Genomic DNA, 11,972 nt, shown 5'->3' with positions numbered 1-11,972 from the left:
TGCGGTGCCGGATCAGCCCTTGCTGATCTCCCAGAAGCGGAAGACGGTCGAGGCGTCGAGGCAGTACTCCAGGCCGTAGACGTTGTCGCGGACGACGGCGTACTGCTTGGCCTGCCACAGGGGCAGGACGGGGAGTTCGGCGGCGACGGTGTCCTGGAGGCGGGCGTAGTCGTCGTCGGTGGCGGAGCGGTCGCTCTGGGCGGCGGTGCGTGGGATGAGGGTGCCGGTGATCATGCTGTTGGTGTAGTTGTTGCTCAGCACGTTGCCCTTGCCGAAGAAGGGCGCGGTGAAGTTGTCGGCGTCCGGGTAGTCGGGGACCCAGCCCTTCACGTAGACGCCGTACTTGCCCTTGGCTATGTCCTTCTCGTACTGGTCGTAGGCCACGGACTCGACGTCGGCGTCGAACAGGCCGCTCTTGTTGAGCTGTTCGGCGATCGCCTTGAGTTCCTGGTCGGTGGAGGGGCCGTAGCGGGTCGGGGTGGACCAGAGGGTGAGCTTGACCTTGCCGGTGATGCCTTCGGCGTTGAGGGCGGCGGCGGCCTTGGCCTTGGAGGGGCGGGCGCCGTATGTGTCGAAGAAGGCCGTGTTGTGGCCCGCGATACCGGCCGGGATGATCGAGTACAGCGAGGTGGCGGTGCCCTGGTAGACCTGCGCCATCAGGGCGTCGCGGTCGAGCAGGTAGGCGATGGCCTTGCGGACGCCGAGCTTGCCGGTGACCGGGTCGTCCATGTTGAAGACCAGGTGCTGGACCTCGGCGCTGGTGCCGTCGACGACCTCGACCTCGGCGTCGGTTCCGGCGTTCTCGATGTCGGAGATGTCGCTCGCGGTGAGGCCTCGGTAGGCGATGTCGATCTTGTCGTCGGTCAGGGCCTGCTTCAGCTCGTCCTGGTCGCCGTGGAAGAACTTGAGGGTGACGCCGGAGTTCTTGACCTCGGCGTTGCCCTCGTAGTTCTCGTTGACGGAGAAGACGGCCTCGCTGTCGCCGAAGGAGTCCAGCTTGTAGGGGCCGGAGCCGACGGCCTCGCCGTCCTCGCGCAGCTTGCCGGCGTCGTACTGCCGGTGGTCGACGATGGAGCCGGCACCGGAGGCGATCTTGCTCGGGAAGGTGGCGTCGGGGGTGTTCAGCTGGAAGACGACCGTGTTCTCGTCCGGCGTCTCGACCTTGTCGAGCATGGGGAACATGATCGCGGGGCCGGCGTCGTCGTTGATCTTCAGCATGCGGTCGAAGGAGAACTTGACGTCCTCCGAGGTGAGCGAGTCACCGTTGCTGAACTTCAGGCCGTCCTTCAGCTTGCACTTGTAGACCTTGGTCTGACTGTCGCTGAACGCGCAGCTCTCGGCGAGTTCGGGCACCGGCTCGGTGCCGCCGTTGGGGAAGCTCAGCAGCGACTGGAAGACGTTGTTGAACAGCAGCCATGAGCCGGGGTCGTAGCCGGACGCCGGGTCGGTGGCCAGGACGTCGTCGGACATCCCCATGACCACGGAGGAGCCGCCGCTTCCGGAGTCCCCGTTCTCCGTGCCGCATCCGGTCAACAGGCCGGAGGCCAGCCCGGCCATGATCGGCAGGACTGGCCACTGGTTGCGCATGTTCACGTACGAGTGCCTTGTCGTCGGTGGTCGAATCCCGGGCCGGCCGTCCCGGGCCCCGGGCAGGGACGGATCAGCCGCTCACGCCACGGCCGAGCTCCCACAGCTGGAGGGTGGAGGAGGAGTTGAGGGCGTAGGCGGTGCCGGTGATGTCGTCGCGGGCGGCGACGTACTGCTTGCCCTGCCACAGCGGGAGCACCGGGACGTCGGCGGCGACGATGTCCTGGATGTCGGTGAGGCTGGTGGAGGCGGACAGCCGGTCGGCCTGGCGGCGGGACTCCGGAATCAGGGTGTTGCGGATCTCGCTGTTGGCGTAGGGCGAGCCGAGGAAGTTGCCCTTGTCGAGGAACGGCGCGAGGTAGTTGTCGGCGTCGGGGAAGTCCGGGAACCAGCCCATGCCGTAGACGTCGTACGCGCCCTTCTGCTCGGCGGGGCGGAAGGTCTTCCAGAGTTCGCCCTTGATGCTGACATCGAACAGGCCGGTGGCGTTGAGCTGCTTCTGGAGCTGCTGGAACTCCAGCTTGGTGGCCGAGCCGTAGTGGTCGGTCGTGTAGTGCAGGGTCAGCTTGACCGGGGTGGTGATGTTCGCCTTGTTCAGCAGGGCGGCGGCCTTGGCCTTGCTGGGGTCGCCGTACTTGTTGAAGAACGAGTTGGAGTGGCCGACGATGCTCGCCGGGACCAGCGAGAACAGCGGTTCGGCCTCGGAGCCGTAGACCTTGGCGACGAGTTCGCTGCGGTTGATGATCTGGGCCATCGCCTGTCGCACGGCCCTGGTCTTCACCGTGGCGGCGTCGGTGTTGAAGGCGAGGTAGCGGATCTCCAGGCCGGGCATCTCGACGAGGTCGACATCGTCGTCGGAGGACGCGGAGAGCTTCTCGATCTGCTCCGGCGACATGGTGCGGGTCATGACGTCGATGTCACCGTCGTCGAGGGCGGTGCCCATGGCGTCGGCGTCCGCGAAGGAGCGCAGCTCGACCTTGTCGTTGTTCACCTTCAGCGTCCCCTTGTAGTTGGGGTTCTTGGTGAACACGGCGCTGACCAGCTCGTCGTTCTTGACCTCGGCCGACATGGTGTACGGGCCGGAGCCGTCGACGTCGAAGCCGTCGCGCAGGCTCTTGGGCTGGTAGTCGTCGGGGTTGACGATGCCGGCGACGGGGGTCGACAGCTTGTACGGGAAGGTGGCGTCGGCCGTCTTGAGGTGGAAGATCACCTCGCGGTCGCCCTTGGTCTCGACGGTGTCGATGGTGGACAGCAGTCCGACCGGGCCGCCCTCGGCGTTGATGTCCCGCGCGCGGTCGATGGAGTACTTGACGTCCTCGGCGGTGACGGCGTCGCCGTTCGCGAACGCGAGGCCCTCGCGCAGCTTGCAGGCGTAGCGCTCGTTGCCGGTGTCGGTGAAGCCGCAGCTCTCGGCGGCCTCGGGCACGGGCTCGCCCTCGCCGCGCGGCTGGATCATCAGGGTCTGCACGGTCTGGCGCAGGATGTTCCAGATGCCGGCGTCGTAGGCGTAGGCGGGGTCGAGCGGGGCGGGGGCGTCCTTCGAGGCAGTGACCGCGTCCGTGGTGCCGACGACTATCGCGTCTCCGCCGCCACTGCCGCCGTCAGACCCGCCGCAGGCGGCGAGAACCGGGGCGAGCAGACCGATCACGGCCGGCAGCACCAAAGTCTTGCGGTTCATGCTCGAGTTTCTCCAGAGCTGTCGAGTCCGTGTATCCGGCATGCATGGGTGGTGCGGCGGATCCACGGGGGGTGCGGTGATGTTCTCGCGACGAGATTAGTCCGCACCCGAAGGACGGTTCGCAGGCACCGGAGTTGGGGTGCCATCACGGAGCGAAACCGGGTGCGGACACACCGAAAACCCGACAGGGGAAGGATTAGTGCAGCTTTCCATCAATCGGGACACAAGGGCACAGCACAATCCCCTCATTGCGGGCCGCAAGCACAGGCGGCCCTACCTGTCGACCTCCTGTGAAGTGGGGAACGTCACATGCTCAACAAGGTGTAGCCGTACCGGAATTCGGCCAACCGTCAAGACCTCCGCCATGATTCGAATTCCTTTGCGTGCGGGCCCGGGAATTTCCTCGTTATCGACGCTGCACGCTGGGTGACGCTCAGCGCATTTCCGTCATCAGACCGCGCAGAAATGTCAGGTCGACCTCTTCGAGCGAGCTGACGACGGTGCGGCGGGCGGCGGGGGCGATGGGGGCGACGGACGGCACCACCACGACCTGGCAGCCCGCGGCCTCGGCGGCGGCCACGCCGGTGGCGGTGTCCTCCACGACGGCGCATCTGGCCGGATCCACGCCGAGCCGGGCGGCGGCGAAGAGATAGGGGTCGGGGTGCGGCTTGGTGCGGGCCACCTCGTCGCCGGCGACGGTGAGGCTGAAGTGCTGGGGGCCCAGATAGGTCAGGACCCGGTCGATGATGCGCCGGTGCGAGGCGGAGACCAGGGCGGTGGGGATCTCGTACTGGGCGAGTTCGGCCAGCAGCCGCAGGGCGCCCGGCATCAGCGGCAGGGTGCGGCCGATGCGGTGCTCGAAGCCGTCGTTGAGCAGCACCGTGAGTTCGGGGAGGGTGATGTCGGCGCCGGTGGCCTCGATCAGGAACCCCGCGCTGCGGGTCATGGGCCCGCCGACCACGACATGGCGCCAGGAGTCGTCGAGGGTGTGGCCGAGTCCGGCGAAGACCTCGACCTCGACGTCCCACCAGAAGCCCTCGGTGTCCACCAGAGTGCCGTCCATGTCGAGGAGCACGGCCTGTAGGGCCGACCCTTCGGCCGTACGGGTACCGAGCGCGGGGACCGTACTGGTCATCTAGGCGCACCTCCTTGAGGGACGATCAGGCCGGTTCCCATGGAGGGAACCGGCCTGCGATGGACCGTCCAGTGTACGTCTGTCCCAGAGGATGCGCCTCGTTTAATCGAGGCGCTCCGGGGCACATCTCAAGTACCGTGGGGGGCCTTCTTGAGCTGCGCTTATGTGCCTCTGGGTCACCTTTCTAGCGGGCGTTGAAGTACTTCGCCTCCGGGTGGTGGATCACGATCGCGTCCGTGGACTGCTCGGGGTGCAGCTGGAACTCCTCGGACAGATGGACGCCGATGCGCTCGGGCTGGAGCAGGTCGGCGATCTTGGCGCGGTCCTCCAGGTTGGGGCAGGCGCCGTAGCCGAGCGAGAAGCGGGCGCCCCGGTACTTCAGGGCGAACATGTCCTCGATGTCGCTGGGGTCCTCACCGGCGAAGCCGAGTTCCGAACGCACGCGTGCGTGCCAGTACTCGGCGAGGGCCTCGGCCAACTGGACGGACAGGCCGTGCAGTTCGAGGTAGTCGCGGTAGGCGTTCGCCTCGAAGAGCTTCGCCGTCTGCTCACCGATGCGGGAGCCGACGGTGACGACCTGGAGGCCGACGACGTCCGTCTCCCCCGACTCCTCCGGCCGGAAGAAGTCGGCCAGACACAGCCGGCGGCCACGGCGCTGACGCGGGAAGGTGAAGCGGGTGCGCTCGTTGCCCTGGTCGTCGAGGATGATCAGGTCGTCGTCCTTGGAGACGCACGGGAAGTAGCCGTAGACCACGGCCGCTTCCAGCAGGTTCTCCGTCTGGAGCTGGTCGAGCAGCCCGCGCAGTCGCGGCCGGCCCTCGGTCTCCACGAGCTCCTCGTAGGTCGGCCCGTCGCCCGTGCGCGCCTGCTTCAGGCCCCACTGCCCCTTGAACAGGGCGCCCTCGTCCAGCCAGGAGGCGTACTCCTTGAGCTGGATGCCCTTGATGACACGGGTGTCCCAGAAGGGCGGCTCGGGAATCGGGTTGTCGACGGAGACGTCGGAGCGGACGTGCCCCTCCTCGGGGCGCTCCTCCTCGACCTGTACGGAACTGGCGCGCACCCGGCGCTGCTTGAGCTCCGGCAGGACCGCGCCCGGAACGCCGCGCTTCACGCCGATCAGCGCGTCCATCAGGCGCAGACCCTCGAACGCGTCGCGGGCGTAACGGACTTCACCCTCGTAGATCTCGTGCAGATCCTGCTCGACATACGCCCGCGTCAGCGCGGCACCCCCCAGGATGACCGGGTAATCAGCGGCCATGCCACGGGAGTTGAGCTCCTCCAGGTTCTCCTTCATGATCACCGTGGACTTCACCAGCAGCCCGGACATGCCGATCACGTCGGCCCGGTGCTCCTCGGCGGCCTCCAGAATCGCCGAGACCGGCTGCTTGATCCCCAGGTTGACCACGTTGTAGCCGTTGTTGGACAGGATGATGTCGACGAGGTTCTTGCCGATGTCGTGGACGTCACCGCGGACCGTGGCCAGCACGATCGTGCCCTTGCCCTCCGCGTCCGACTTCTCCATGTGCGGTTCGAGATAGGCGACCGCCGACTTCATCACCTCGGCCGACTGCAACACGAACGGCAGCTGCATCTGACCCGAGCCGAACAGCTCGCCGACGACCTTCATGCCGTCCAGCAGGGTCTCGTTGACGATGTCCAGGGCCGGGCGGGTCTGGAGGGCGTCGGCCAGGTCCTGTTCGAGGCCGTTCTTCTCGCCGTCGATGATGCGGCGCTTGAGACGCTCCTCCAGCGGCAGCGCGGCCAGCTCCTCAGCCTTGCCCGCCTTCAACGACTTCGCGGTCGCGCCCTCGAACAAGGCCATCAGCTTCTGGAGCGGGTCATAACCCTCGGCACGACGGTCGTAGATCAGATCGAGAGCCGTCTGCACCTCCTCCTCGCTGAACCGGGCGATCGGCAGGATCTTCGACGCATGCACGATCGCCGAGTCCAGACCCGCCTTCACACACTCGTCCAGGAACACCGAGTTCAGCAGGATGCGGGCCGCCGGGTTCAGACCGAAGGAAATGTTCGACAGACCCAGTGTCGTCTGCACGTCCGGGTGGCGCCGCTTGAGGTCACGGATCGCCTCGATCGTGGCGATACCGTCCTTGCGGGACTCCTCCTGACCCGTGCAGATCGTGAAGGTCAGGGTGTCGATCAGGATGTCCGACTCGTGGATACCCCAGTTCCCGGTCAGGTCATCGATCAGCCGCTCCGCGATCGCGACCTTCGTCTCGGGGGTGCGGGCCTGGCCCTCCTCATCGATGGTCAGCGCGATCAGCGCCGCCCCATGCTCCTGCGCCAGCTTCGTCACCTTCGCGAACCGCGACTGGGGACCGTCACCGTCCTCGTAATTGACCGAGTTGATGACCGCACGCCCACCCAGCTTCTCCAACCCGGCCTGGAGGACATCGACCTCGGTCGAGTCCAGCACGATCGGCAGCGTCGACGCGGTCGCGAACCGTCCGGCCAGCTCCTCCATGTCCGCCACACCGTCACGGCCCACGTAGTCCACGCACAGGTCCAGCATGTGCGCGCCCTCACGGATCTGGTCCCGGGCCATCTCCACACAGTCGTCCCAGCGGCCCTCCAGCATCGCCTCACGGAACTTCTTCGACCCGTTGGCATTCGTCCGCTCACCGATCGCCAGATACGACGTGTCCTGACGGAACGCCACCGTCTGATAGAGCGAGGCCGCACCCGGCTCGGGACGGGGGTGGCGTTCGGCGGGGGTGAGGTCGCGGACGCGTTCGACGACCTGGCGCAGGTGCTCGGGGGTGGTGCCGCAGCAGCCGCCGATCAGGGACAGGCCGTAGTCGCGTACGAAGTTCTCCTGGGCGTCCGCCAGGCCCTCGGGGCCGAGGGGGAAGTGGGCGCCGTCCTTGGTGAGGATGGGCAGGCCCGCGTTCGGCATGCACAGCAGCGGGATGCGGGAGTGCCGGGTGAGGTAGCGCAGGTGCTCGCTCATCTCGGCGGGGCCGGTGGAGCAGTTCAGGCCGATCATGTCGATGCCGAGCGGTTCCAGCGCGGTGAGCGCGGCGCCGATCTCGGAGCCGAGGAGCATGGTGCCGGTCGTCTCGAAGGCCATGGAGACCACGAGCGGGACGTCGGCGCCGGTGGCCTCCATGGCGCGGCGGGCGCCCAGGACGGAGGCCTTGGTCTGGAGGAGGTCCTGGGTGGTCTCGACGATCAGGGCGTCGGCGCCGCCGGCGAGCAGGCCCTCTACGTTGGCCTGGTAGCCGTCGCGGATGGTGGCGTAGTCGATGTGGCCGAGGGTGGGCAGCTTGGTGCCGGGGCCGACGGAGCCGAGGACCCAGCGCTGACGGCCGTCCCGGGCGGTGTACTCGTCGGCCGCCTCGCGGGCGATGCGGGCGCCCGCCTCGGACAGCTCGTGGACCCGGTCCCCGATGTCGTACTCGGAGGCGGCTGTGTGGTTGGACCCGAAGGTGTTGGTCTCCACGCAGTCGACGCCCACCGCGAAGTACGCGTCGTGGACGGAGCGGACGATGTCCGGGCGGGTGACGTTGAGGATCTCGTTACAGCCTTCGAGGTTCTCGAAGTCCTCAAGGGTCGGGTCCTGCGCCTGGAGCATGGTGCCCATCGCTCCGTCGGCGACCACCACACGGGTGGCGAGCGCCTCGCGGAGCGCGGACACACGGGCCCGGCTGTCGGCGGAAGGGGACGGTGGCAACGAGGCCATGAAAGGGCTCCCTTTGGGTGCGACGGCTGTCGGCTTTGCGTCCTGCCGCGGGACTTCCCACAGCGGGCGCACGCCGTCAGGGTAGCCGGGACCGGACCCGGATGGTCAGGGCGTCCACGGGGCGGACGAGGATGACGGGCAGGTCACCAGCGGGATACGAGTGACGCAAGACTGCGCGTCGAGTGGCGCGAACGTGTCGTCCAACCATTGGCGGTCGGTCGGCATGGACTAGTAGTGTTCGACATTGCCGAACGGCGGCAGCGACGTCGCGGGTCGACGGCGAAGGGGACGGAGGCAGGACGGCGATGGCACGGAACATCCAGTCGCTCGAACGGGCGGCCGCGATGCTGCGGCTGCTCGGGGGCGGCGAGCGGCGGCTCGGCCTGTCGGACATCGCCTCGGCCCTGGGCCTCGCCAAGGGCACCGCGCACGGGATTCTGCGCACCTTGCAGCAGGAGGGCTTCGTCGAGCAGGACGACGCCTCGGGGCGGTATCAGCTGGGCGCCGAGCTGCTGCGCCTGGGCACGACCTATCTCGATGTGCACGAGCTGCGGGCGCGGGCCCTGGTGTGGACCGACGACCTGGCGCGTTCCAGCGGCGAGAGCGTCTATCTCGGGGTCCTGCACCAGCAGGGCGTGCTGATCGTGCACCACGTCTTCCGGCCGGACGACAGCCGTCAGGTACTGGAGATCGGGGCCATGCAGCCCCTGCACTCCACGGCGCTGGGCAAGGTGCTGTCGGCGTACGACCCGGTGGCGCACAGCGAGGCCATCGAGGCGGACCGCAAGCCGTTCACGGATCGCACGGTGTGCGAGCTGGAGGCGTTCGAGAACATCCTCGACATCTCCCGCGCGCGTGGTTATGCGGCGGACGTGGAGGAGACCTGGGAGGGCGTGGCCGGCGTGGCCGCGCCCATTCATGACCGGCGGCGGATGCCGGTGGGCGCGGTCGGCATCACGGGCGCGGTGGAGCGGCTGTGCCGGGACGGTGAGCTGCGGCCCGAGCTGATCGCGGCGGTACGGGACTGTGCCCGCGCGGTGTCGCGGGATCTGGGTGCCGGGCGCTTCTAGGACGCCACGGGCACTTCTGCAACTGGTAAGAGCGGGCCGGTACGCCGCGACGGCGTCCCGGCCTTCGCCATACCCTGAGATGGACATATCGGACGAGAGGCCGCTGGCACCCCGTCCGAAGATCGATAGCTCACAGCAATCAATAACGATCGTGCTTTCGATAACAGAACCCTTGACGCACACGTAACGCCGGAGCAAGACTCCCGTCCATCGGTCGGCATTGTCGAACACCTACCGGCAATACGCGCTAGAGTGTGACAACGCCAAGGGCCGGCAACGCTCTCATCCCCGAGGGCACGCGAACCACCGGTGGGACCCGGGGTTCTGCTTCCCCTGGACGAAGGACAAAGGAGTCGCGGGTGTCCAGCTCCGACATCTTCATCGGCGAGACCATCGGTACCGCCATACTCATCCTGCTCGGCGGCGGCGTCTGTGCGGCCGTCACGCTGAAGGCCTCCAAGGCCCGTAACGCCGGTTGGCTCGCCATCACCTTCGGGTGGGGTTTCGCCGTACTCACGGCCGTCTACACCTCCGCGCCGCTGTCCGGCGCGCACCTGAACCCGGCCGTCACGCTCGCGCTCGCGCTGAAGAAGAACGGCATCGAGTGGAGCCAGGTCCCGACCTACTGGGGTGGACAGCTCCTCGGCGCCATGATCGGCGCCGCCCTGGTCTGGGTCGCCTACTACGGCCAGTTCCACGCGCACCTCACCGACAAGGAGATCGTCGGCGGTCCGGGTGCGCAGGCCACCAAGGCCAAGGCCGTCGAGGCCCAGGAGCAGGGCGCAGGCCCGGTGCTGGGCATCTTCTCCACCGGTCCGGAGATCCGGGTCGCCTGGCAGAACGTCGCCACCGAGGTCATCGGCACCATCGTGCTGGTGCTCGCCGTCCTCACGCAGGGCCTCAACGACGGCGGCAACGGCCTGGGCACCCTGGGCGCCCTGATCACCGCCCTGGTCGTCGTCTCCATCGGTCTGTCCCTCGGTGGCCCGACCGGTTACGCGATCAACCCGGCCCGTGACCTCGGTCCGCGTATCGTGCACGCCCTCCTGCCCCTGCCCAACAAGGGCGGCTCCGACTGGAGCTACGCCTGGGTCCCGGTCGTCGGTCCGCTCATCGGCGGCGCGATCGCTGCGGGCATCTACAACGTCGCTTTCGCTTAGAAGCGGCAAGCACGCGTAGCAAGCACTCGTAGCAAGCAGCCGTAGACAGACCGCTTATCCACGGAACTCAGGAGCACACAGTGACCGACGCGCACACCGCCGGCCCCTTCATCGCCGCGATCGACCAGGGCACGACCTCTTCCCGCTGCATCGTCTTCGACCGCGACGGCCGTATCGTCTCCGTCGACCAGAAGGAGCACGAGCAGATCTTCCCGAAGCCGGGCTGGGTCGAGCACAACGCCAACGAGATCTGGACCAACGTCCAGGAAGTCGTCGCCGGAGCCATCCAGAAGGCCGGCATCACCCGGGACGACATCAAGGCCATCGGTATCACCAACCAGCGTGAGACCACGCTGCTGTGGGACAAGAACACCGGTGAGCCCGTCCACAACGCCATCGTGTGGCAGGACACCCGCACCGACGCCCTGTGCAAGGAGCTCGGGCGCAACGTCGGCCAGGACCGCTTCCGCCGCGAGACGGGTCTCCCCCTCGCCTCGTACTTCGCCGGCCCGAAGGCCCGCTGGCTGCTCGACAACGTCGAGGGCCTGCGGGAGCGCGCCGAGCGCGGCGACATCCTCTTCGGCACCATGGACAGCTGGGTCATCTGGAACCTGACCGGTGGTGTCAACGGCGGCAAGCACTACACCGACGTCACCAACGCCTCCCGCACCATGCTGATGAACCTCCACACGCTGGAGTGGGACGAGAAGATCGCCGAGTCCATCGGCGTCCCGATGAACATGCTCCCGGAGATCCGCTCCTCCGCCGAGGTCTACGGCGAGGTCACCGGCGGCAAGCTGGGCGAGCTGCTCGGCGGCATCCCGGTCGCCTCGGCGCTCGGTGACCAGCAGGCGGCCCTGTTCGGCCAGACCTGTTTCGCCGAGGGCGAGGCCAAGTCGACGTACGGCACCGGCACGTTCATGCTCATGAACACCGGCGAGAAGATCATCAACTCGTACTCCGGTCTGCTCACCACCGTCGGCTACCGAATCGGTGACGACAAGCCGGTCTACGCCCTCGAAGGGTCCATCGCCGTCACCGGTTCGCTGGTGCAGTGGATGCGCGACCAGATGGGGCTGATCTCCACCGCCGCAGAGATCGAGACGCTCGCGCTCTCGGTCGAGGACAACGGCGGCGCCTACTTCGTGCCGGCCTTCTCCGGTCTGTTCGCCCCGTACTGGCGCTCCGACGCCCGCGGTGTGATCGCCGGTCTGACCCGCTATGTCACCAAGGCGCACCTGGCCCGCGCCGTCCTGGAGGCCACCGCCTGGCAGACCCGTGAGATCACGGACGCCATGACCAAGGACTCGGGCGTCGAGCTCGCGGCCCTCAAGGTCGACGGCGGCATGACCTCCAACAACCTGCTGATGCAGACCCTCTCGGACTTCCTGGACGCCCCCGTGGTCCGTCCGATGGTCGCCGAGACGACCTGCCTCGGTGCCGCCTACGCCGCCGGTCTCGCCGTCGGCTTCTGGACCAGCACCGACGACCTGCGTGCCAACTGGCGCAGGGCCGCCGAGTGGACCCCCCGCATGGACGCGGACGCCCGCGACCGTGAGTACAAGAGCTGGCTCAAGGCCGTCGAGCGGACGATGGGCTGGCTCGAGGACGAAGAGAGCTGACGAGAGCCACTCGTAGGCTC

The 11,972-nt window shown here is 67.6% G+C and carries 7 protein-coding genes; 3 read left to right on the top strand and 4 right to left on the bottom strand.

Features of this window, described 5'->3' with window-relative positions:
- Window positions 1–12: 12 nt before the first annotated feature.
- The 4 genes from OG866_RS35170 to metH all read right to left on the bottom strand — a co-directional run bounded on the left by OG866_RS35170 (window position 13) and on the right by metH (window position 8,100).
- A complete protein-coding gene (locus OG866_RS35170) occupies window positions 13–1,593 on the bottom strand; it encodes an ABC transporter substrate-binding protein (RefSeq protein ID WP_329341080.1) in 1,581 nt (526 codons plus the stop codon).
- A 67-nt stretch (window positions 1,594–1,660) separates the two neighbouring features.
- On the bottom strand, window positions 1,661–3,265 hold the full coding sequence (locus OG866_RS35165) for an ABC transporter substrate-binding protein (protein WP_329341079.1): 1,605 nt from the start codon (window positions 3,263–3,265) through the stop codon (window positions 1,661–1,663).
- A gap of 433 nt (window positions 3,266–3,698) precedes the next feature.
- A complete protein-coding gene (locus tag OG866_RS35160) occupies window positions 3,699–4,400 on the bottom strand; it encodes an HAD family hydrolase (protein ID WP_329341078.1) in 702 nt (233 codons plus the stop codon).
- Between the two features lie 184 nt (window positions 4,401–4,584).
- Window positions 4,585–8,100 (bottom strand): methionine synthase, encoded by a 3,516-nt coding sequence (gene metH, locus OG866_RS35155; protein ID WP_329341077.1) that lies wholly within the window; start codon window positions 8,098–8,100, stop codon window positions 4,585–4,587.
- A gap of 305 nt (window positions 8,101–8,405) precedes the next feature.
- Between metH and OG866_RS35150 the strand changes: the two genes are divergently transcribed.
- The 3 genes from OG866_RS35150 (at window position 8,406) to glpK (ending at window position 11,952) form a co-directional block, all read left to right on the top strand.
- The gene (locus tag OG866_RS35150) at window positions 8,406–9,170 is read left to right on the top strand and encodes an IclR family transcriptional regulator (RefSeq protein WP_329341076.1); all 765 of its coding nucleotides are present in this window, start codon (window positions 8,406–8,408) and stop codon (window positions 9,168–9,170) included.
- A 359-nt stretch (window positions 9,171–9,529) separates the two neighbouring features.
- A complete protein-coding gene (locus OG866_RS35145) occupies window positions 9,530–10,330 on the top strand; it encodes an MIP/aquaporin family protein (RefSeq protein ID WP_329341075.1) in 801 nt (266 codons plus the stop codon).
- 80 nt (window positions 10,331–10,410) lie between these two features.
- Window positions 10,411–11,952 carry a glycerol kinase GlpK gene (glpK, locus tag OG866_RS35140; protein ID WP_329341074.1) on the top strand — a complete coding sequence of 514 codons (1,542 nt, stop codon included), beginning with the start codon at window positions 10,411–10,413 and terminating at the stop codon, window positions 11,950–11,952.
- The last annotated feature ends 20 nt before the right edge of the window (window positions 11,953–11,972 follow it).

The sequence above is a fragment of the Streptomyces sp. NBC_00663 genome (genome assembly GCF_036226885.1).
Taxonomy (GTDB): Bacteria; Actinomycetota; Actinomycetes; order Streptomycetales; family Streptomycetaceae; genus Streptomyces.
This window is presented reverse-complemented; position numbering and strand designations above follow the sequence as displayed.

Excerpts from the sequence above, each read along its gene's own strand:
- OG866_RS35160 (WP_329341078.1), bottom strand. The coding sequence starts at position 4,400 with ATGACCAGTACGGTCCCCGCGCTCGGTACCCGTACGGCCGAAGGGTCG.
- OG866_RS35150 (WP_329341076.1), top strand. The coding sequence starts at position 8,406 with ATGGCACGGAACATCCAGTCGCTCGAACGGGCGGCCGCGATGCTGCGG.
- OG866_RS35165 (WP_329341079.1), bottom strand. The coding sequence starts at position 3,265 with ATGAACCGCAAGACTTTGGTGCTGCCGGCCGTGATCGGTCTGCTCGCC.
- metH (WP_329341077.1), bottom strand. The coding sequence starts at position 8,100 with ATGGCCTCGTTGCCACCGTCCCCTTCCGCCGACAGCCGGGCCCGTGTG.